Below are 20,171 nucleotides of genomic sequence, written 5' to 3' on the forward strand. Positions count from 1 at the left end.
AGCAAATGGCTGCGGGAGTCACTCGCTCATTCACTCATTCGCCCATTCACTCATTGGATTAAGCCAGCCGGTTGTGCTCGTTGGGGAAAATAACCGTGGGCTTGTGCTGCCGGGCTTCCGCAAAATCGACCAGCGCGTAGGAAAAGATGATAACCACGTCACCCACCGCCACTTTGCGCGCCGCCGGGCCGTTCAGGCAAATGGTGCCCGAGCCCCGCTCCCCGCGAATGGTGTAAGTTTCGAAACGCTCGCCGTTGTTCACATTTACCACGGTCACCTTTTCGTTTTCGACGAAATTGGCGGCGTCCAGCAGGTCTTCGTCAATCGTCACACTGCCCACGTAGTGCAATTCGGCCTGCGTGACCGTTGCATGGTGGATTTTGGACTTCATTACTTCAATGTGCATAGCTAGCTTGGCCCGAGGGCATTGATTGGGGCCACAAAGATAACCCCTCCCCCGCCCCGCCTGGGCGTAGCTCAACCATCCACCACCACGTTGTCAATAAGCCGCACACCGCCCAGGTGGGCGGCCAGGCACAGCACCACGGCGCGGCCGGGCACGTACTCGGCCAGCGGCTGCAGGGTTTGCGCATCGGCTATTTCCACGTACTCAGGGGTGATGGCGGGTTCCTGGGCCAACGTGGCCAGGGCCTCGGCTTGCACCTGGGCCGGCCGCACGCCCTGCCGCACCTGGACTGCAGCGGCGCTCAGCACCTGGTAGAGCAGCGGTGCCACGGCCCGCGCCGGCGCGTCGAGCCGCCGGTTGCGCGACGACATGGCCAGCCCGTCGGCTTCCCGGATGGTGGGGCAAGCCACAATTTCCAGGTCGAACGACAAGTCGGCCACCAGCTGGCGCACCACCGCCACCTGTTGCCAGTCCTTTTGCCCAAAATACGCCCGGTGCGGGCGGGCCAGATGGAACAATTTGCTTACCACCGTGGCCACCCCGTTGAAGTGACCGGGCCGGTGCGCCCCTTCCATCACTTGTTCCAGTGCTCCAAAATCGAACCGCAACACGGCGGGCAGGGGGTACATTTCCTCCACCGATGGCACGAATAAAGCCGTGCAGCCGGCCGGCTCCAGCAGGGCCGCATCGGCCTCCGGCACCCTAGGGTAGAGCCGGAAGTCATCGGCGTTGTTAAACTGCGTGGGGTTAACGAAGATGGTGGCTATTACCTCGTTGCACTCGGCGCGGGCAGCCTGCACCAGCTGAATGTGGCCCGCGTGCAAGGCACCCATCGTGGGCACCAAGCCCAACCTTTTGCCCGCTTGGCGGGCCTGTTCGGTGTAGGCTTGCAACCCGGCGGCGGTAGTTAGTATCTGCATAGGAGAGGAAGGCAATTGGAATGGCCCCCAAAGTAGCTTATGTTGAATTTCCGCTCAAAATTGTTTAATTTTGTGCACCCATAGCATGGCCTTGTTCCATTCTCTTCAATAATTCCTTTATGTCGAAGCTACGAATCCTATACGCGGCCACCGAAATTGACCCGTTTCTCCAGACCACCAAGGTGGCTGAAATGCTGCGGCGCCTGCCCGCCAGCATGCAGGAGATGGGCTGCGAAATCCGGATTTTCGTGCCACGTTTTGGCATCATCAACGAGCGCAAGAACCGTTTGCACGAAGTAGTGCGCCTGTCCGGCATCAACATCGCGGTTGGCGATGACGAAAAACCTTTGGTTATCAAAGTTGCTTCGATTCCGACGGCAAAGTTGCAGGTTTATTTTATCGATAACGAAGATTATTTCCACCGCAAGTCGGCTCTGGTCGATAAAAACGACAAATTCTACGCCGACAATGACGAGCGCGCCATCTTTTTCTGCAAAGGCGTACTTGAAACGGTGAAGAAGCTGGGCTGGTCGCCCAACATCGTGCACTGCTCCGACTGGATGACCGGTCTGATTCCGCTGTACCTGAAAACCACCTACAAAAAAGACCCGGTTTTCAAGGACGCCAAGTCGGTGTTTTCGATTTACAACAACGAGTTCAACGACAAATTCGAGGGCAACATCCTCGAGAAGGCCAAGATGCTCGACATTGACGATGCCATGCTGGCATCGTTGAAAACCGCTGATTTCAGCGGCTTCATCAAAATGGGCATGGAGTATGCCGACACCGTGGTGCGGTCCGACGAGGATTTCTCGGACAACATGAACGGCATGTTCCACGAATACGCCCTGCACAACAAGCTCAGCCAGGTGGCTACCGACGAAAACCTGCACTCTTCTTACCTAGCGCTCTACAATGAATTGGCTAACTAGCCGCTGTGCCCCGCTGGTCGCGTTTGCCGCCCTGGCCCTAACGGGCTGCGACACGGGCACCGCCCTCAACGTGGACCTGCCCGATACCACGGGCATCAGCACCCAATACTTGGATTTGCCCGTGACGAGCGGTACCGTGCGCTTGGCGCCCGTGCAAAGCCTGAAAACGGACCGATTTCTTATCGGCCGCCTCAACGACAACGTGGCGGGCCAGACCGAAGCCCGGGCCTACTTCAACTTGTTCAATGGCGCTGTGGCAGACTCGCTGCCATCTAAATTCACTGCTCCCGTGATGGATTCGGTGGTAATGGTGCTGGGCTTTGATAAGGTGAATGGCGCCACCACCCCGGTGCAATACGATGTATACCAGCTGCTTAACCCGCTCGACGACCGGCAGGTGTATGATGCCAGCACGACAACCCCGGTGGGCACCCCGCTGGGCCTGAACCTGACCAGCCGCCTCGACCGCACGCAGGTGCAAATTGTGACGGCGGCCGTGGCGGCCACTGCGGCCAATCCCGCTGTGCCGGCCGTGACAACCATTGCGCCCGACCCTACCGTGCGCCTGATATTGCAACGCACCACGGCCAGCGCCGGGCAGCCGGCAGTACCGTCGGCTTTTTTCACCAACTTTTTCCAAAAGCTGCAGCAGCCTGGCTTCACGCAGGCCCAGTTTGATGCCTTGCTGAAAGGCATTGCCATTACCCCCAGCGCTGGCCACAACGGCAATATCCTGAGCTTTGGCCAAAATGGCCTGCCGCGCATCATCGTGTATTTCCATTCGACGGGTGCGACCAACAACGTACTCAAGCACTTTTACGGAATTTACTTCGGCCCGGTGTCGTCCTATCTGGCTAGTGGGACCTCTACCGCCAGCGACCCACGATATTATACGCAGATTACCAACGCATTGCCCCCCGCACTGCAAGCGCTGGCTACCCGTCCCGGCTTCGTGGCCTCCGGCGACCTGAACAATACCAGCTACGCACAGGAAGGCACCGGCCTGGGCACGCGCATTACGTTCACGGGCCTGACGGCACTGGCTGCCAAACCGGGACTAACCATAAACCGCGCGGAGTTGCGGGTGCCGGTGAAGCCTTTTTCCAATGCGCTATTCACGAATCCGGCCCGGCTTTATGCCCTAGAAGTGAACACGGCGAACGAAGTGTTGCAACGGATAGTGAACTATACGTCCGTTGACCGGGTAGTGCAGGCCGATGGTACGCTCCAGATAGGGGCCGGCAATCCGGCGTATAGCGTGCTGTTTGACGGAACCTCATCCCAACCGTACTACAGCATCCCCGTTACGACCTACATGCAGGCCTACCTGACCAACAAACTTGATAGTACCCCCGACGCCCTGGTGCTGGCTCCCAGCCTCCGCTCCTACGGCAACCTAAGCCTGAACCCCCTGAGCCTAGACCGGGCCGCTATTGATGCCGCGAAAATAACTTTGCGGATATATTACTCCCAGCGCTAGCGCCGGGCGGAAGCGCCGCCATCGGGCGCTTCAATCAACCTCTGTTTTCAAGAACTTAAACCCATTTGCCATGTGCGGCATTGTTGCTTATTTGGGCCATCGTGAGGCCTGCCCCATCATCCTCAAAGGCCTGCATCGGCTCGAATACCGCGGGTACGACTCGGCGGGCGTGGCGCTGCTCAACGGCGACCTGACCGTTTATAAAAAGAAAGGCAAAGTAAGTGACCTCGAAGCATTTATCGCCGAGAAGAACACGCACGCCAACGTGGGCATGGGCCATACCCGCTGGGCCACCCACGGCGAGCCCAACGACGAGAATGCTCACCCGCACTACTCCACGTCGGAGCGCATTGCCATCATCCACAACGGCATTATTGAAAACTACGCGGCCCTGAAAACGCACTTGCAGCAGCAGGGCCACGTATTTCATTCCGATACGGACACGGAAGTTTTCGTGAACCTGATTGAGGAAATCCAGAAGCAGAACCACTGCTCGCTGGAAGAAGCCGTACGCCTCGCCCTGCACGAAGTAGTGGGTGCCTATGCCATCGTAGTGCTCAGCAAGGACGCGCCCAATCAGCTCATCGCCGCCCGCAAAGGCTCGCCGATGGTGATTGGCATTGGCGAAGGCGAGTTTTTCATCGCCTCCGACGCTACGCCCATCATCGAGTACACCAACGAGGTGGTGTATGTGAACGACTACGAAATTGCGGTTATCCGCGACGGCCAACTGGAAATCCGCAGCCGCGAGGACGTGAGCCAGACGCCCTACATCCAGAAGCTGGAGATGGAGCTGGACTCCATCGAGAAAGGCGGCTACCCGCACTTCATGCTGAAGGAGATTTTCGAGCAGCCCCGCTCCATCCTCGACTCCATGCGCGGCCGTTTGGAGATAGAAGCCAGCCACCTGAACATGGGTGGCATCCGGGCCTATGAGCAGAAATTTATCAATGCCCAGCGCATCATCATCGTGGCCTGCGGCACCAGCTGGCACGCCGGCCTGGTGGCCGAATACCTGATTGAGGACCTGGCCCGCATTCCGGTGGAAGTAGAGTACGCCTCGGAATTCCGTTACCGCAACCCGATTATCACCGAGCGCGACATCGTAATTGCCATTTCGCAGAGCGGCGAGACGGCCGATACGCTGGCAGCCATAGAGCTGGCCAAGAGCAAGGGCGCTACCATCTTTGGCATTTGCAACGTGGTGGGCAGCAGCATTGCCCGCGCCACGGATGCGGGCGCCTACACCCACGCCGGCCCCGAAATCGGGGTGGCGTCGACCAAAGCCTTCACGGCCCAAGTGACCGTGCTCACGCTACTGGCCATGATTATGGGACAGAAGCGCGGCACCATCACCGATACCAAGCTGCGCGAGTTGATGGTGGAATTGGAGACGATTCCGGCCAAAGTGACCAAGGCCCTGGAGCTGGATGCCCAGATTCTGGAAATTGCCGAGGAGTTTAAGGATGCCACCAACTTCCTGTACCTGGGCCGGGGCTACAACTTCCCGGTTGCTTTGGAAGGCGCTTTGAAACTTAAGGAAATCAGCTACATCCATGCCGAAGGCTACCCTGCTGCCGAGATGAAGCACGGTCCCATTGCCCTGATTGACGAGAACATGCCGATGGTGGTGATTGCCACCCGCGACAGCTCGTACGAGAAGGTGGTAAGCAATATTCAGGAAGTGAAAGCCCGCAAGGGCCGCATCATCGCCATTGTGAGCGAGGGCGACACCGTAATTCCGGCAATGGCCGAGTACGTAATTGAGGTACCCCATACCTCGGAAGTGCTGATGCCGCTGGTATCGGTGGTGCCGTTACAGCTCCTCTCCTACCACATTGCCGTACTGCGCGGTTGCAACGTTGACCAGCCCCGCAACCTAGCGAAGTCGGTGACGGTGGAGTAACGATGGATTAGTGGATGCTGAATTGGCGGGTTTCCAAAACCTACCTCCGGGAAGCCGCTTCTGGAAACAGGGGCGGCTTTTCGCTTTATTTGCGGCCCTAAATCCACCAACTCACAACACCAACAATCCGCCAACATGTCCCATCAAATTATCCTCACCGACCAAGCCCCAGCCCCCATTGGCCCCTACTCGCAAGCCGTGAAAGCGGGCAATACCGTGTACGTTTCGGGCCAGATTCCGCTTGATGCGGGTGGGCAACTGGTAGCCGGCGACGTGGCCGCCCAGACTCACCAGGTACTCAAGAACCTGACCGCTGTGCTGGCCGCCGCCGGCCTCGCCCTGACTGATGTAGTGAAGTGCAGCATCTTCGTGAAAGACCTCGGCAACTTCGCCACCATCAACCAGGTGTATGGTTCGTACTTTGACGATGCCACGGCCCCGGCTCGGGAAACGGTGGAGGTAAGCCGCCTGCCCCGCGACGTGGAAGTGGAAATTTCCTGCATTGCTGTAGGCGCATAATATCCGGCTAATGTGGGCGTTAGGCTGAGAAATATTTTTCCGTCTAACGCCCACATTGCATGAAAGAACTTGGACTCGGCCTGCTCATTATTGGGCTTATTTCGCTGGCGCTGCCGTTTATCAACCCCAATATCCATTACGTTTTTCTGACCTGGATTGACCAGTGGGGCAGTGCCGTGGCATGGGGTATTCGGGGCGGTATCACGCTGCTGGGGCTAGTGCTCTGGCTGGGATTTAAGGACCGGGGATAGGATTAGAATTGAAGGGCGCGACCAACAAGCTCGTCGTTAACTAACAATTAATCAAACACGTAGATAGGGCGCCCTGGCCGGACAACGCTGCCCGCGCCTACCCCTGCCAACTATGGCAACGCCCTTCCCTACCCATCCGCTTCGCACGGCAGCCGACCTGGCCCCTTTGCTGGCTGCTATTGGCGAGGCCCGCGTGGTGCTACTGGGCGAAGCCTCGCACGGCACCCACGAATACTACACCTGGCGCACGGCCCTGAGCCAGCGACTGATTGCAGAGAAAGGTTTCGACTTCATTGCCGTGGAGGGCGACTGGCCCGATTGCTTTGAGGTGAACGCGGCCATTAAGCAGGACGCGGTGACCTATGGCACGGCGGCCCGCCTACTGACCACCTTCAGCCGCTGGCCCACCTGGATGTGGGGCAATTGGGAAATCGCGGCTTTGGTGGAATGGCTGCACGGCCAGAACCAGCGCCGGCCCGCCGAGAGCCGCGTGGGCTTCTACGGCCTCGACGTGTACAGCCTCTGGGAATCACTCCAAGCCGTGCTCCAGTACGCCGAGCAGCAGGGCGACGGTGCCATAACCGCCGCCCGACAGGCTTTTCGCTGCTTTGAGCCCTACGGCCACGACCCGCAGGAGTATGCCCGTGCCGTGGCCTTCGTCGCCGAAGACTGCCAGGATGAAGTGACGGCCGTGCTCCGTGCCCTGCGCCGTGAGGCCGGCACCCGCGCCTACGCCAGCCTGCCGGAGCGCGAGCAAGCCTTCGCCGCCGAGCAAAATGCTTTGGTGGCTGTAAACGCCGAACGCTACTACAAGGCCATGCTGCGCGGCGGCGGCGCCTCCTGGAACGTGCGCGACGAGCACATGATGGAAACCCTCAACCGCCTGCTAGCCCTGCACGGGCCGGATAGCAAGGCCATCATCTGGGCGCACAACACGCACGTGGGCGATGCCCGCTACACCGACATGCGGCGCGAAGACATGGTGAATATCGGCCAGCTGGCGCGGGAGCAGCTGGGGCGTGCGCAGGTGTTCAGCGTGGGCTTTGGCTCCTACCAGGGCGGCGTGGTGGCAGGCAGGGAATGGGGCGCACCGCTGGAGAAGATGCCCGTACCCACCGCCCCGCGTGATTCCTGGGAGGCCATGCTGCACGCGCAGCTGGGCGGCGATAATGCGCTGCTGTTTTCTTCAGAAATCAGGGGTGATGCGCGGCTGGAGCGGGCCGTTGGGCACAGGGCCATCGGGGTGGTGTACCGGCCGCAGCTTGAGCAATTCGGTAACTACGTGCCCTCATTGATACCCGACCGCTACGACGCGTTTGCGTTCCTGGACCACACCAAGCCCTTGCATCCGTTGGCAATTCACGCCGAAGAAAATGGGCCACCCGACCTCTACCCCTGGGGCGAGTAAGCAGCGAAGCCTCGTGGGCGCTGAATGTCGAGCTTCGTGCCGACCGGCTTACCGTCTTACCTTTGCGGCGCGTTCCGAACTCCGGGGCGCGCTTTTTTTCTGTTATGACCGAAAGAGAAGTTCGGGTGCGTTTCGCACCTTCGCCCACCGGGCCGCTGCACATTGGCGGCGTTCGCACCGCCCTGTATAACTACCTGCTGGCCCGCAAGCTGGGCGGCAAAATGCTGCTTCGCATTGAGGACACGGACCAAAACCGCTTCGTGCCCGGTGCCGAGGAGTACATCCTGGAAGCGCTGGCCTGGTGCGGCATCGTGATTGACGAAGGCCAGGGCGTGGGCGGCCCCCACGGCCCCTACAAGCAGAGCGAGCGCAAGCCCATGTACAAGCAGTATGCCGACCAGCTCATCCGAGATGGCCACGCTTACTACGCCTTCGACACGGCCGAAGAGCTGGACGCTATGCGCGCCCGCCTGCAGGCCGCCAAAGTGCCCAACCCGCAGTACAACTCCATCACCCGTGCCCAGATGCGCAACTCCCTCACCCTGCCCGAGGACGAGGTGAAGGCGCTGCTGGATGGCGGCGCGCAGTACGTAATTCGCCTGAAAGTGCCCCGCAAGGAGGAAATTCGTTTCCAGGACTTGATTCGCGGCTGGGTGGTGGTGCACTCTTCGGCGGTGGATGACAAGGTGTTGATGAAGTCGGACGGCATGCCGACCTACCACCTGGCCAATATTGTAGACGACCATTTGATGGAAATCTCGCACGTCATCCGGGGCGAGGAGTGGCTGCCGAGCGCGCCGCTGCACGTGCTGCTCTACCGCTACCTGGGTTGGGAAAAGACCATGCCCCAGTTTGCCCACCTGCCCCTGCTGCTGAAACCCGACGGCACCGGCAAGCTGAGCAAACGCGACGGCGACCGCCTCGGCTTCCCCGTATTCCCGCTGGAATGGCACGGCACCGACGCCGAAACCGGCGAAGCCACCATCAGCCGCGGCTACCGCGAAGACGGCTACCTGCCCGAGGCGCTGGTGAACTTCCTGGCCTTCCTGGGCTGGAACCCCGGCACCCAGCAGGAGATTTTCTCGATGGACGAGCTGATTGCGGCCTTCTCGATTGAGCGGGTGAGCAAGTCGCCGGCCAAGTTCGACCAGAACAAGGTGAAGTGGTTCAACGAGCACTACCTGCGCGCCAAGCCCAACGCCGAACTGGCCCCCTACCTGCTGCAGGCCCTACACGAGCACGCCATTGTGTGCAGCCAGGAAAAAGCCGAGCAAATTGTGGGCGTGATGAAGGAGCGGGTGAGCTTCCCCAACGACTTCTGGCAGGAAGCCAAGTACTTCTTTCAGGCCCCCACGGAATACGACGAAGCCGTGGTGAGCAAGAAATGGAATGCCCCCGTAGCCGCCGCCCTTACGGCCTACGCCGAGGCGTTGTCCGGCGCCCCCGAAGTATCGGCCGAAAGCCTGAAAACGCTGTTCAACGACACCATGGCGGCCCAGGGCCTCAAGCCCGGCCAGGTGCTGCAGGCCCTGCGCGTGGCCGTGACCGGCGCAGCCGCCGGCCCCGACTTATTCGAAACCCTCGTGATTCTGGGAGTGCCCGAAGTGGCCGAGCGCCTGCGCACGGCCGTGGCTACCATTCCCGTAGCGGCATAAGTTCAGTTTTGACTGCGGCATACAGCCCGGCTGCCTGCATCAGGCGGCCGGGCTTTGTTTGTCAGGACATTTTTGAAAGCTCAGCAGTCAACCGGGTGCGCAGCAGCTAGCCATAAAGTTATAACTGCCGCCACCGCCCGTATTACTCAGAACCGCATACCTTTGACTGGTACCGGGTCATCAGTCCGATAGCATTTTTCAGCCACTTGCTCTGCTAAAACCGGGGCTTCTGGAAGTCGTTTTTTTCATTACCTCCGTGGCTGTTTACGGGCGCTGCCTGCTCTCTTTTCGCATTTATGTAAGTTGCTGGCTGTTGGGGGCATGTTTCGTCCTGCCCTGGCAGGCGGCGGCGCAGGACCGGTCACCATTTCACGCCATCGACAGCCTGCAGGCCCTGCTGCGGGCGCACCCACGGCCCGACACTATACGGCTAGAACTGCTAAACAGGCTCGGTGAGGAGCTACTGGAGGTAGATACACGGGCCGCTGGCGCCCCCCGCAGGGAGGCACTCCGGCAGGCCGCCCGCGTGCGCTACCGCGACTTGCTGGCCGAGGCCCTGCTGAGCCTGGCCGACTACCACATCGCCCTGGCTCAGTATGATTCGGCCCGCGAGCCGCTGGAAGCCTCCCGCCGCGAATTCGCCCGCCTGCACGACCTGGGTGGGCAGATGCGCGGCCTGGGCCGGCTGGCTCGCATCGCCGACCAGCAGGGCCGCCTGGCCGAGGCGCTTGAGTATTGCCTGCGCGGCATGGCCATCAGCTCGACGGGCAATGAGCGGCGCTTCCACACCAGCCTGAAAATTCACGCGGCCAGCCTTTATACCCGGCTGGGGGAGTTTGGCCCGGCCCGGCAATAACTGGAAGAAGCTTTGGCCATTTCCCGCTACCACGATTACCCCGACCGCATCAACTTGATTATGGGTGAATTGGGCGAGCTTAATCGTGCCCAAGGCAACTGGGCCGAAGCCCGCCGCTTCTACGGCCTGGGCATTGCCGTCAGCCACCGCATTGCCGTGGCCGACCAGTCCACGGTGCGGGCCATGCGTTTCCATCTGGCCGATGTGACGGAGCGGCTGGGCGACCATGCCGCTCTGCCCCTGGCCCGCACGACCCTGCACGAGGCCGCCGAAGCCCACGATGTGCTGCTGGTGCCGCAACTGCTGGCGTTGCTGGGCCGCACCTGGCTGCACCAGGGCCGTCCCGATAGCGCCCTGGCCTACGCCACCCGCGGCCGCGAGGCCAGCGCCCAGGCCCGGTCCCTCGAAGGACTGCGCGCGGCCTACGAAGTGCTGGCCCAGTCCCACGCCGCCCAGGGTAGCTGGGCCGCCGCCTACCAGGACCAGCGCCGCTTCGATACCTACAACGACAGCCTGCAAGGCGCCGACGTGAGCCGCCGCACCGCCGCCCTGCGCTTCAATCACGCCGCGGCTCAGCACCGCGCCGAGTTGCAGCTGATGGGCCAGCAAGAAGAGTTGGCCCACCTGCGTCGGCAGCGCCTGGCCGCGGGCCTGCTGGTGCTGCTGCTACTGGCCACCATGGGCGGCACCGCCCTGCTGTGGCGCTACCGCCAGCGCCAGCGCCGCCGCGAAATCGCCCTGCGCAATACTCTGGCCGCTGACCTGCACGATGATGTAGGCACCCTGCTAAGCCAGATTGCCCAGCAAAGTGGCCGGCTGCAGGAAGGGCTGGCCGATGCGGCCGGCCAACGCCAGCAACTGGGCGAAATCACCGAAGCCAGCCGCACGGCCGTGCGCCAGCTCAACGACGTGGTGTGGAGCCTTGACACTCACAACGACCGCCTGCCTGACCTATTGAACCGCATGCGGGACTATGCATATGAGGTGCTGCACCTGGCGGGCCTCGAAGTGACGTTTGATTTTCCGGCGGGCCTCCCCGACCAGCGGCTGTCGGTATTGCTGCGCCGCAACCTTTACCTCATTTACAAGGAGAGCCTGCACAACGTATTGAAGCACGCGGCCGGCGCTACTGCGGTGGCCGTACGCCTGCGCTACGTAGCCCGGAGCTTGCCCCAACTGGTATTGGAAGTACACGACAACGCCCCCGGCCCTGCTTCTGCCAGCACCCGTCCTGAACAAGGCACAGGCCACGGCCTGCGCAACATGGCCACGCGGGCCGAAGCCATGGGCGGAGCGGCCACCGCCGGCCCCGCAACCGGCGGGGGCTTCCGGGTGCAGGTGGCCGTGCCACTGGCTAGTCCGCGCCGACCATTTGGGCTGAAGGCAGACGCATAAGCAGGTTGCCGTAGCAGAAAGAAGCCCATTATTAATGGCCACAACCGTCTTTTTATCCTTCGCACCGGCTTACCATCACCCAAACCTATGATTTCGCGTACAGCAGCGGAGTATTTCTCCGTCTCTGCACCCCGTCATGGCCAAGAAACCCGTTAAACCCAAGAAAGCTGCCACCGACCCCGCCAAAAAAGCCCGTGTTCACAAAGAACTAGAGGGCTTTGAGATTGGGGTGAACCCACTGGGTGAAATCACGTCCAACTACTCCATCGAGCAGATAAACCAGTTTTTGGGCCGCCACGTGCGCGACAAAAAGCTGGTGGACCGTGCCGGCCAATTCGGCGAAAAGCCCGGCGATGATGACGCCGAAGACGAAAATTTCCCCATCGAAGACGGCCACACCGAGCCCGAAGAATCAGACGAAGACTTCATCAAGCGCAGCAGCCGCGAAGCCAAGCGCAAGAAAACCGTGGGCGACCCCGACAAAGAAGCCGCCGAAACCCGGGGCGAGCTTCCGCTGGAAGAGTAAGCCCGAGCTGATTACAGCGTATTGGTGGTGCCCGTGCGCAGGCCTTTCTCAAAGGACTCTACTTTGATAAGCTGGCCGTTGGCGTAAGTTTCGACGCGGGTGCGCTTGTCTTTTTCGAAGGTTTCGACCTGCGTGAGCTGGCCGTTTTCGTAGGTTTCGGCGCGGGTGATGTTGCCATCATTATAAGTTTGTACGGCCGAAACCTGCCCATCGGGCTCATAGCTCGTCCAGGTGCCGTACCAATAAAAGCGCGGGGCCTGGCCCTTGCCGGTGACCCACTGGGCCGCGCCGCGCCGGGCCAGCTGGCCGCCGGGGTGCCAGTAGCTCACCTCACAGTGTCCCTCCTTTTGATAGGTTTCGGTGCGGTCGAGTTTGCCCGTGGGGTCGTAGTAGTGGAAGGTTCGCACGGGCTGGCCGTGGCGGTAGCGCCCGGCGGTGTAGGGCCGGTGGCGGCCATCGTCGTAGTAGGTGCGCCAACGCCCGGTTTCGAGGCCGTGCCGGTCGAAGCGGTTGGGAAGCCAGAAGGCCCACGCGGGCGGTGCCAGCGCGAAGCGCGAGCCGGCGCAGCCGCTCAGCAAGGCGCTGAATACAAATAGCAAAAGGAACCGGAAGGGCATCATCGGCGGAAAGAGGAGGTGTTAACTATAAAATTAGTTAACAGAAGTTCTTCCAACGCATCCGTGAAAAAATATTGTATTAACCACCGTTCACCGGCAGGAAATAGCCCTTCGCCTATATCTTTGGCCGCACCAACCATTCGCCCCGCCATGACTTCCCACGACGTTGACTACCGCATCCTCGGTTCCGATATTCAGGTGCTCGAAATTGAGCTCGACCCCAACGAAACGGTCATTGCCGAGGCCGGGGCCATGGTGTACATGGAAGAAGCCATTGCGTTTGAAACCAAGATGGGCGACGGCTCCGAGCCCGACCAGGGCCTGATGGGCAAGCTGTTCTCGGCGGGCACGCGCCTCATCACCGGCGAGTCGTTATTTCTTACCCATTTCACACACCGGGGCGGCTTTGGCAAGAGCAAGGTGGCTTTCTCGGCCCCCTACCCCGGCACCATCATCCCTATCGATTTGCGGGAGATGCCCGCCGGCCTCATCGTGCAGAAAGACGGCTTCCTGGCCGCCGCACGGGGCACCAAAATCAGTCTGCATTTCAACCAGAAATTTGGGGCTGGCCTGTTTGGCGGCGAGGGTTTTATCCTCCAAAAGCTGACCGGCGACGGCAAAGCCTTCGTGCATGCGGGCGGTACCATCGTCGAAAAGCGGCTCCACAACGAGCTGCTACGCGTAGATACCGGCTGCGTGGTGGCCTTTGAGCCGGGCATCGACTTCAGCGTGGCCCGGGCGGGCGGCCTCAAGTCGATGATATTCGGCGGTGAGGGACTGTTGCTGGCTACACTGCGCGGCAGTGGCCGCGTGTGGCTGCAATCGATGCCCGTCAAAAAACTCATTCGGGCACTGGCGCCGGGCGGCGGCAATGCTCAGAAAGAAAGCGGTGGGGTACTGGGCGGCCTCCTCGGCGGCATGCTTGATGAATAGCGGCAGCCCCGGGGCCGTTATTGCAGCGCTTCGGTAGCGGCGGGCTCGGAAGAGTTCATGGCACCCTTGAGCACAAATGCCAGGGCTACCACCAGCACAAGGGCCACGCCCACGGCTATGCGCACCAGAAATTTGACATCGCTGGATTCGTCGTGCTTGCGGCGGTCGGCCTCGCGGCGCTGTTGCCGCGACTTATAAGGACGTTTATAAGCCGAGTTCTGTACAGTTGACAATTCGGAAGTATAGGACAGTGTGTGGGAATATGACGGTAATATTACCACTTCTAACTCAATATATACAGGTTCAATTCGACTAAAGTCCAAGTTTTCTATGCCAAACGCATAACTAACCCTTTAAACGGATACAGAAAGCCTACAGAATTGACTGCTACGCCGGCCCCGCCACCATATAGGCGGTTCGGAGCACGGCCTCCAGCACCTCGCGCGAGTTGAGCAGGCGCGGCACCTTATGCTGGCCGCCCAGCTTGCCCTGGTGGGCGAGCCACGCCTCGAAGGTGCCGCTGGGCACGGCCCGCACTTTGGGCGGGGCCAGCGCCAGGCTGCGATGGCGCTTGGCAGCGTAATCGGAGTTGAGAGCGCAGAGCGTGGCGTCAAGCACGGCTCCGAACCGGGCTACATCGGGCGCAGCCGGGGCAGTGGCAAACTCAACCGCCCACTCGTGCCCGCCCCGCGAGGTGGCGCTATCGGCCACGAACCAGACCGGGGCCGCCGTGAAATCGTGCACTAGCAGACCGGTGGCCTGGCTGGCGGCTACCACGGCCGCCTCGGCCGTCTCAATCACCACTTCTTCACCGAAAGCATTGAGAAAGTGTTTGGTACGGCCGGTAATACGCACCCGGTACGGGGCCAGAGAAGTGAAGCGCACGGTGTCGCCCACGAGGTAGCGCCACAGGCCGGCGTTGGTACTGATGACCAGGGCATAAGAACGGTGCATCTCCACTTCGGCCAGGGGCACGGGGCGCGGGTCGGCTGCGGCCCACTGGTCGGCGGGCAGGAATTCGTAGTAAATGCCGTGGTCGAGCAGCAACAGCAGGTCCTCGCTCCCGGGCTCGTCCTGCAAGGCAAAGTAGCCTTCTGAGGCGTTGTAGATTTCGAGGTAGCGCATCTGCGCCTCGGGAATGAGCTGGCGAAACAGCTCACGGTACGGCCCAAACGCCACCGCGCCGTGCAGAAACAGCCGCAGCTGCGGCCACACCTGAGTGATGTTATCGGCCCCGGCCAGCGCCACTACGCGGCGCAGCAGCACCACCATCCAGGTGGGCACGCCGGCCAGCACCCGCACATCCTGCCGCAGCACGTGGCGGGCAATGCGCTCAATCTTCTCCTCCCATTCGTCCAGCAGGGCCAGCCTGAGGGGCGGGGTACGCAATATTTCGGCCCAGGCCGGCAGCTGCGCCATGATAACGGCCGACACGTCGCCAACCTGCGAGGCCGACTCGTGGGGCCGAAATGGATTGGGGGCGTGCGCGCCGCCCAGCGAGAGGGTTTTGCCAGCCAGCAGCCGCTCGCGGGGGTAAAGGTGAGTGCTCAGGGCCAGCATGTCGCGGCCGGCGCGGTAGTGGCAGTCGTGCAACGCGTCGACCGTAACGGGGATAAACTTGCTCCGGGCGTTGGTGGTGCCGCTGCTTTTGGCAAACCACTGCGGACGGCCGGGCCACAGCACGTCGGGCTGGCCGCGCAGCACCTTTTCCAACTCGGGGTATAGTTGCTCGTAGGTGCTCACGGGCACGCGCTGGGCAAAGTCGGCGGGCGTCATGCGCTCGCCGAAACCGTAGCGCCGTCCCCACTCCGTGCCCTGCGCCCGGCGCAGCAGCCCCCGCAACACCCGCGCCTGCACCTCCAGCGGCTGCTGCCGGATGCGGGCCAGCCGCGGCAGGCTGCTGAGTTGAACGGCATGAGCGAGTAGCTGGTCGAGCATCTATTTGAGTTATGAGTTTTGAGTTATGAATTATGAGTTGATGATAAAATTCAGCCTATGGGGTGGCTGGCTAACTCACAATTCATAACTCAAAACTCATAATTCCTTTCTACACATTCCGCTTGAGCTCGAAATTCTTGCCTAGGTACACGCGGCGCACGGTTTCGTCGCTGGCCAGCTCTTCGGCAGTGCCGGCTTTGAGGAGCTTTCCCTCGAAGAGCAAGTAGGCGCGGTCCACAATGCTGAGGGTAGAGTTCACGTCGTGGTCGGTGATGAGCACGCCGATGCCGCGGTGCTTGAGCTTGGCCACGATGCCCTGAATTTCTTCAGTGGCGATGGGGTCCACACCGGCAAAGGGCTCGTCGAGGAGGACGAATTTGGGGTCCACGGCCAGGGCACGGGCTATTTCGGTGCGGCGGCGCTCGCCGCCGCTCAATACTTTCCCCAAGTTTTTGCGCACATGGGTCAGGCTGAACTCTTCGAGCATTTCCTCCACCTTGGCGTGGCGGGCGTCTTTTTTCATGTTGGTCATCTCGAGCACGGCCATAATGTTTTCCTCCACACTCAGGTCGCGGAACACGCTGGCTTCCTGGGCCAGGTAGCCCACCCCGAGGCGTGCCCGCTGGTAGATAGGCATGGTGGTTATCTCGGTGTCATCCAAGAAGATGCGGCCGCTATTGGGCTTCACCATGCCCACCATCATGTAGAAGCAGGTGGTTTTGCCGGCCCCGTTGGGCCCAAGCAAGCCCACGATTTCGCCCTGCTCAACGGTCACCGACATGTCGTTGACGACGGTGCGGGCTTTGTATTTTTTAACGAGATGGTCGGCGCGAAGAATCATGCGGACAAAGGTACGGGCTGGGCGGAAGGCGGGCGAATGCCGCGCCAAACGATTGGCAGGGGTAAAATATTCGGCTTGCCTAACAAATGGCGTGAAATTTTCCGTTACTTTTAAGCCCACAACCTAACCCACCTAATTTTTCTTTTTTTTTATGACGGTAAAAACACTACTCCTTGCGGGGGGCACGCTGCTGGTCAGCGCGTCGGCCGCGTCTGCCAGTGGCTTTCAGGTGAACCTGGGTGGCCAGAAAAACATCGGCATGGGCGGTGTCGGCGTGGCGTTGACGCTTGACCAGGCCGCCATGTTTTACAACCCCGGTGCGCTGGCTATGGTGCGCGAAAACGGTGTGCAGGTTGGCTTCAACGCGGCGATGGCCCGGAGTGCTTACCGTCCGGAAAGCGGCGGCGGCCAGAGCAACCTCAACAACAAGCTGGTAACGCCCTTCAACTTCTACGCTGGCTTCGGCCCGAAGGAGGGCAAGTGGAAAATCGGCATTGGCGCCTACACGCCTTTTGGCAGCGAGCTGCACTATGCCAGCAACTGGGAAGGCCGCTATTCCCTCACGGATATCAACCTGCGTTCCATCTTCGCCCAGGTTACGGGCTCTTATGCTATCACGCCCCAGTTGAGCGTCGGCGCGGGCCTGGTGATGCTGGCTTACGGGGACGTGGACCTGCAAAAAGACGTTCCGTTGACGGCCCAGAATGGCGCCCCCACGCCCCACGTCACCCTCAACGGCAAGGCCAAGCAGTCGTTTGGCTACAACGTGGGCGTACTCTTCAAGCCCAGCGACAAGCTGAGCGTGGGCGCCAGCTACCGTTCGCAGGTAGACGCCAAGATTGAAAACGGCGATGTGCGCCTGCGCGACGTGATTTATTCGACCGGAGCCGCCTTTACCGCCACCAACTTCTCCGCGACGCTGCCCCTGCCAGGCACAGCCAGCGTGGGCATGGCTGTGATGCCCACCGAAAAGCTGACGGTTTCGCTGGATGCCAACCTGGTGTTCTGGAGCGCTTACCGCACGCTCGACTTCACCTTTAGCGGCAACAACGGCTACGCGAAGGATTTTGCTAAACCCGGTGAAAACACCGACAGCCGCTTGGGCAGCACCACCACGAATGGGGTCACCACTTACAACACTTCTTCGTCGGCCAAGCGCTACTACCAGGATGCGCTGTGCTTCCGCCTCGGCGCTCAGTACAAAGCCACGGATGCCCTGACGGTGCGCGCCGGCGGCTTCTTCGACCAAGCGGCGGTGAAGGACGGCTACGTGAGCCCCGAAACCCCGGATGCGGACCGTATTGGCCTGTCGGCCGGTGTTTCTTATGAGTTTGCCAAGCGCTTCGGTGTTGATGCGTCGTTCCTGTTTGAGGACTTCCTGAAGCGCAGCCAGAGCCAGAGCGACCTGCTGAACAACGGCACCACCGACCGTGTGGCCGGCACCTACAAAACGACCATTGCCATTCCCGGCGTGGGGCTGTACGTTAAATTTTAATTCCCACCCCCGCATTCCGACGCACAACCATGAAACGCACTTTTAACTACTCGCTGCCCGCTCTGGCCCTGCTGGGGCTGACGCTGGGCAGCTGCCAGCCCACGCTGGAGGACACCCGCCCCGCCGCCGATGCCGGTTCGCTGAACTTCAGCAGCTACGTGGCCGTGGGCAACTCCCTCACCTCGGGCTATTCCGACGGTGGCCTCTACAACGAGGCCCAGGCCGCGTCGTACCCCGCCATTCTGGCCCAGCAGTTTGCCAAAACGGCCAAGGGGCCTGCTGCCTTCGTGCAGCCGTCGTTTTCGGCCGCCAAAAAGGATGGCTCCGGCTACGTGCAGCTCCGGGTCGTGAACGGCACGACTACGCCCGTGCAGCCCTCGGCGGCCAACAGCTTCCTGGGCGAGCAGGTGGCCTACACCAACAACCCCGCTTTCCCCTCAGAGCTGGAAGCCTACACCGGCAGCCAGCCCGATAACCTGGGCGTGCCCGGCATTTCGGTGCTGAGCGCCGATAAAACGGCTTCTGCGAGCGGCAACGCAACCGTGGATGCCCAGACCCGCGGCGCCGCGGCAGCCTACGGCGTTCTCAACAACTTCTACCAGCGCATTCTGCCGGCGGCCGACCGGGGCACGAAAGACTACGTGACTTACATCGGCCAGAAAACCCCCACGTTCTTCACCTGCTGGATGGGCAACAACGACGTGCTGACATTCGCCACCAACGGCGGGGTTGCCAGCGCCACCAACCCTTTCAGCGGCATGACGGATACCACCAGTTTCGGCCGGGGCTACCGCAACATCCTGTCGACCATCTCAAAAAACGGGACGGTAGCCGGGGTTGCAGCCAACATTCCGAACGTGACGACGATTCCGTATTTCAACACGGTGACCGTGGCGGCCGTTGCTGCCTCGTTTAAGGCAGCCAATCCGGCATCGCCGGGCGTGTTCATCACCACGGGTACGGCTGCAGCTCCAGTGGTGCGCCTGGCTACTTCGGCCGACTTGCTGACGCTGACTACCCAGGGCTACATTGCCGCCGTGGTGGCGGCCGGCGGTACCGCGCCGGGCAGCTTGCCCACCAGCCCGTTGCCTAACAACTACGTGCTCGACGCGACCGAAGCGGCGGCCGTGGTGGCCCGCACCACGCAGCTGAATGCCATCATCGCCAAAACGGCCCGCCAGAACAAGGTGGCCCTGGCCGATATGAACACCTTCTTCACCACCATTGCCCAGCAGGGCATCGTGACCAATGCCGTGAACAACACGGCCACGTTTGCCTCCGGCAACCTGTTCAGCCTGGATGGCGTGCACCCCACGCCGCGCGGCTACGCCGTGGTGGCCAACGAGTTCATCCGCGTTATCAACTCGTACTACGGCTCGGCTGTTCCGACTGTGGCACCGAACGACTACCGCGGCGTACTGTTCCCGTAGGCAGCACTGCTTCACAAAGCAAAAAGCGTCTTTCCTCTAGTGGGAAGACGCTTTTTGCTTTATGGCACGTGTCCGGAATGAGGATAAAAGCGCGAGAATCAACAAATTCTTTATTCCCGAATACAATAAGTCTACCCCAAGCCGTTTAGCTTTGCCGGATAAATAAGCACGGTGCTTTTTAAATTTCTCTCCTTTTCACAAACTTGTTCATGAAAAACCTTTCCATTTACCTCCTAACTGCCGTTATGGGTCTATCCGCCCTGAGCAGCTGCAAAAAAGACAGCGAAAGCGCGCCCTCAAAGACCAGCCTCTTAACCGCTAAAAGCTGGAAAACTACCGACGTCAAGATTGATGGTATCAGCGTGTACAACACGCCGCTCATTGATGCTTGCGAGAAGGACGATTTGGTAAAGTTCAACACCGACAAAACGTCGACCTACGACCAAGGCACGCTAAGATGTGTGTCGACCGACCCGCAAACGGCTAAAGGCAGCTGGGATTTCACCACGAACGAAACCAAGCTGAAACTGACCGACCCTGACGGCGACGTAACCGAGGCCAACATCACCACGCTGACCAGCACGAGCCTCGTGCTGACGGAGCCTGATTTCATGGGTTCCGGCAAAACGGCCGAACTTACGCTGGCGGCTCAATAAGCCTCAC

20 protein-coding genes are annotated in these 20,171 nt (G+C 60.8%); 14 read left to right on the plus strand and 6 right to left on the minus strand.

Annotation, left to right across the window (positions count from 1 at the left end):
* Window positions 1–58: 58 nt before the first annotated feature.
* Window positions 59–406, minus strand: a complete 348-nt coding sequence (gene panD, locus I7X13_RS19455; protein WP_198069639.1) for an aspartate 1-decarboxylase — start codon at window positions 404–406, stop codon at window positions 59–61.
* Window positions 407–477: 71 nt separating this feature from the next.
* Window positions 478–1,326: a pantoate--beta-alanine ligase gene (gene panC / locus I7X13_RS19460; protein WP_198076756.1), complete on the minus strand. Its 849-nt coding sequence runs from the start codon at window positions 1,324–1,326 to the stop codon at window positions 478–480.
* Between the two features lie 119 nt (window positions 1,327–1,445).
* On the opposite strand from panC, the gene I7X13_RS19465 reads away from it, so the two are divergent.
* The 10 genes from I7X13_RS19465 to I7X13_RS19510 all read left to right on the plus strand — a co-directional run bounded on the left by I7X13_RS19465 (window position 1,446) and on the right by I7X13_RS19510 (window position 12,254).
* Window positions 1,446–2,258 (plus strand): glycogen/starch synthase, encoded by an 813-nt coding sequence (locus I7X13_RS19465; RefSeq protein WP_198069637.1) that lies wholly within the window; start codon window positions 1,446–1,448, stop codon window positions 2,256–2,258.
* Window positions 2,242–3,738: a DUF4270 family protein gene (locus I7X13_RS19470; RefSeq protein WP_198076757.1), complete on the plus strand. Its 1,497-nt coding sequence runs from the start codon at window positions 2,242–2,244 to the stop codon at window positions 3,736–3,738. The genes I7X13_RS19465 and I7X13_RS19470 overlap by 17 nt, the downstream gene beginning before the upstream one ends.
* A 70-nt stretch (window positions 3,739–3,808) precedes the next feature.
* Complete coding sequence (gene glmS / locus I7X13_RS19475; protein WP_198069635.1) at window positions 3,809–5,644, plus strand: glutamine--fructose-6-phosphate transaminase (isomerizing); 1,836 nt, start codon at window positions 3,809–3,811, stop codon at window positions 5,642–5,644.
* 135 nt (window positions 5,645–5,779) lie between these two features.
* Complete coding sequence (locus I7X13_RS19480) at window positions 5,780–6,163, plus strand: Rid family detoxifying hydrolase (RefSeq protein WP_198069634.1); 384 nt, start codon at window positions 5,780–5,782, stop codon at window positions 6,161–6,163.
* A 59-nt stretch (window positions 6,164–6,222) separates the two neighbouring features.
* A complete protein-coding gene (locus I7X13_RS19485) occupies window positions 6,223–6,414 on the plus strand; it encodes a hypothetical protein (RefSeq protein WP_198069633.1) in 192 nt (63 codons plus the stop codon).
* A gap of 112 nt (window positions 6,415–6,526) precedes the next feature.
* Complete coding sequence (locus I7X13_RS19490; protein WP_198076758.1) at window positions 6,527–7,822, plus strand: erythromycin esterase family protein; 1,296 nt, start codon at window positions 6,527–6,529, stop codon at window positions 7,820–7,822.
* A 104-nt stretch (window positions 7,823–7,926) separates the two neighbouring features.
* On the plus strand, window positions 7,927–9,477 hold the full coding sequence (gene gltX / locus I7X13_RS19495; protein ID WP_198069631.1) for a glutamate--tRNA ligase: 1,551 nt from the start codon (window positions 7,927–7,929) through the stop codon (window positions 9,475–9,477).
* A 256-nt stretch (window positions 9,478–9,733) separates the two neighbouring features.
* Window positions 9,734–10,333 (plus strand): hypothetical protein, encoded by a 600-nt coding sequence (locus I7X13_RS19500; protein WP_198076759.1) that lies wholly within the window; start codon window positions 9,734–9,736, stop codon window positions 10,331–10,333.
* 12 nt (window positions 10,334–10,345) lie between these two features.
* Window positions 10,346–11,728 carry a sensor histidine kinase gene (locus I7X13_RS19505; protein ID WP_198076760.1) on the plus strand — a complete coding sequence of 461 codons (1,383 nt, stop codon included), beginning with the start codon at window positions 10,346–10,348 and terminating at the stop codon, window positions 11,726–11,728.
* A gap of 136 nt (window positions 11,729–11,864) precedes the next feature.
* On the plus strand, window positions 11,865–12,254 hold the full coding sequence (locus tag I7X13_RS19510; RefSeq protein WP_198076761.1) for a hypothetical protein: 390 nt from the start codon (window positions 11,865–11,867) through the stop codon (window positions 12,252–12,254).
* An 11-nt stretch (window positions 12,255–12,265) separates the two neighbouring features.
* Here the strand turns inward: I7X13_RS19510 and I7X13_RS19515 are convergent, their stop codons facing one another.
* Entirely contained in the window at window positions 12,266–12,874 is a 609-nt protein-coding gene (locus I7X13_RS19515; protein WP_198076762.1) for a toxin-antitoxin system YwqK family antitoxin, read from the minus strand.
* 147 nt (window positions 12,875–13,021) lie between these two features.
* On the opposite strand from I7X13_RS19515, the gene I7X13_RS19520 reads away from it, so the two are divergent.
* Window positions 13,022–13,804: a TIGR00266 family protein gene (locus tag I7X13_RS19520; protein WP_198069627.1), complete on the plus strand. Its 783-nt coding sequence runs from the start codon at window positions 13,022–13,024 to the stop codon at window positions 13,802–13,804.
* Window positions 13,805–13,821: 17 nt separating this feature from the next.
* Here the strand turns inward: I7X13_RS19520 and I7X13_RS19525 are convergent, their stop codons facing one another.
* The 3 genes from I7X13_RS19525 to lptB form a co-directional block, all read right to left on the minus strand.
* Complete coding sequence (locus I7X13_RS19525) at window positions 13,822–14,037, minus strand: hypothetical protein (RefSeq protein ID WP_198069626.1); 216 nt, start codon at window positions 14,035–14,037, stop codon at window positions 13,822–13,824.
* A gap of 154 nt (window positions 14,038–14,191) precedes the next feature.
* Window positions 14,192–15,742, minus strand: coding sequence for a GH3 auxin-responsive promoter family protein (locus I7X13_RS19530; RefSeq protein WP_198076763.1), 1,551 nt, complete (start codon window positions 15,740–15,742; stop codon window positions 14,192–14,194).
* 109 nt (window positions 15,743–15,851) lie between these two features.
* Window positions 15,852–16,583, minus strand: a complete 732-nt coding sequence (lptB, locus tag I7X13_RS19535; RefSeq protein ID WP_198069624.1) for an LPS export ABC transporter ATP-binding protein — start codon at window positions 16,581–16,583, stop codon at window positions 15,852–15,854.
* A gap of 151 nt (window positions 16,584–16,734) precedes the next feature.
* On the opposite strand from lptB, the gene I7X13_RS19540 reads away from it, so the two are divergent.
* The 3 genes from I7X13_RS19540 to I7X13_RS19550 all read left to right on the plus strand — a co-directional run bounded on the left by I7X13_RS19540 (window position 16,735) and on the right by I7X13_RS19550 (window position 20,164).
* Window positions 16,735–18,078 carry an OmpP1/FadL family transporter gene (locus tag I7X13_RS19540; RefSeq protein ID WP_198069623.1) on the plus strand — a complete coding sequence of 448 codons (1,344 nt, stop codon included), beginning with the start codon at window positions 16,735–16,737 and terminating at the stop codon, window positions 18,076–18,078.
* 29 nt (window positions 18,079–18,107) lie between these two features.
* On the plus strand, window positions 18,108–19,508 hold the full coding sequence (locus I7X13_RS19545; protein WP_198076764.1) for an SGNH/GDSL hydrolase family protein: 1,401 nt from the start codon (window positions 18,108–18,110) through the stop codon (window positions 19,506–19,508).
* 245 nt (window positions 19,509–19,753) lie between these two features.
* Complete coding sequence (locus tag I7X13_RS19550; protein ID WP_198076765.1) at window positions 19,754–20,164, plus strand: lipocalin family protein; 411 nt, start codon at window positions 19,754–19,756, stop codon at window positions 20,162–20,164.
* Window positions 20,165–20,171: the final 7 nt, after the last annotated feature.

The sequence above is a fragment of the Hymenobacter negativus genome (assembly GCF_016056375.1).
GTDB classification, from domain to species: domain Bacteria; phylum Bacteroidota; class Bacteroidia; order Cytophagales; family Hymenobacteraceae; genus Hymenobacter; species Hymenobacter negativus_A.

What these genes read in the sequence shown, in the direction of transcription:
- I7X13_RS19480 (WP_198069634.1), top strand. Translation starts at nt 5,780, where the DNA reads ATGTCCCATCAAATTATCCTCACCGACCAAGCCCCAGCCCCCATTGGC.
- I7X13_RS19490 (WP_198076758.1), top strand. Translation starts at nt 6,527, where the DNA reads ATGGCAACGCCCTTCCCTACCCATCCGCTTCGCACGGCAGCCGACCTG.
- I7X13_RS19530 (WP_198076763.1), bottom strand. Translation starts at nt 15,742, where the DNA reads ATGCTCGACCAGCTACTCGCTCATGCCGTTCAACTCAGCAGCCTGCCG.
- glmS (WP_198069635.1), top strand. Translation starts at nt 3,809, where the DNA reads ATGTGCGGCATTGTTGCTTATTTGGGCCATCGTGAGGCCTGCCCCATC.
- lptB (WP_198069624.1), bottom strand. Translation starts at nt 16,583, where the DNA reads ATGATTCTTCGCGCCGACCATCTCGTTAAAAAATACAAAGCCCGCACC.
- I7X13_RS19545 (WP_198076764.1), top strand. Translation starts at nt 18,108, where the DNA reads ATGAAACGCACTTTTAACTACTCGCTGCCCGCTCTGGCCCTGCTGGGG.
- I7X13_RS19520 (WP_198069627.1), top strand. Translation starts at nt 13,022, where the DNA reads ATGACTTCCCACGACGTTGACTACCGCATCCTCGGTTCCGATATTCAG.
- I7X13_RS19550 (WP_198076765.1), top strand. Translation starts at nt 19,754, where the DNA reads ATGGGTCTATCCGCCCTGAGCAGCTGCAAAAAAGACAGCGAAAGCGCG.
- I7X13_RS19515 (WP_198076762.1), bottom strand. Translation starts at nt 12,874, where the DNA reads ATGATGCCCTTCCGGTTCCTTTTGCTATTTGTATTCAGCGCCTTGCTG.
- panC (WP_198076756.1), bottom strand. Translation starts at nt 1,326, where the DNA reads ATGCAGATACTAACTACCGCCGCCGGGTTGCAAGCCTACACCGAACAG.
- gltX (WP_198069631.1), top strand. Translation starts at nt 7,927, where the DNA reads ATGACCGAAAGAGAAGTTCGGGTGCGTTTCGCACCTTCGCCCACCGGG.
- I7X13_RS19465 (WP_198069637.1), top strand. Translation starts at nt 1,446, where the DNA reads ATGTCGAAGCTACGAATCCTATACGCGGCCACCGAAATTGACCCGTTT.
- I7X13_RS19485 (WP_198069633.1), top strand. Translation starts at nt 6,223, where the DNA reads ATGAAAGAACTTGGACTCGGCCTGCTCATTATTGGGCTTATTTCGCTG.
- I7X13_RS19470 (WP_198076757.1), top strand. Translation starts at nt 2,242, where the DNA reads ATGAATTGGCTAACTAGCCGCTGTGCCCCGCTGGTCGCGTTTGCCGCC.
- panD (WP_198069639.1), bottom strand. Translation starts at nt 406, where the DNA reads ATGCACATTGAAGTAATGAAGTCCAAAATCCACCATGCAACGGTCACG.
- I7X13_RS19540 (WP_198069623.1), top strand. Translation starts at nt 16,735, where the DNA reads ATGACGGTAAAAACACTACTCCTTGCGGGGGGCACGCTGCTGGTCAGC.
- I7X13_RS19510 (WP_198076761.1), top strand. Translation starts at nt 11,865, where the DNA reads ATGGCCAAGAAACCCGTTAAACCCAAGAAAGCTGCCACCGACCCCGCC.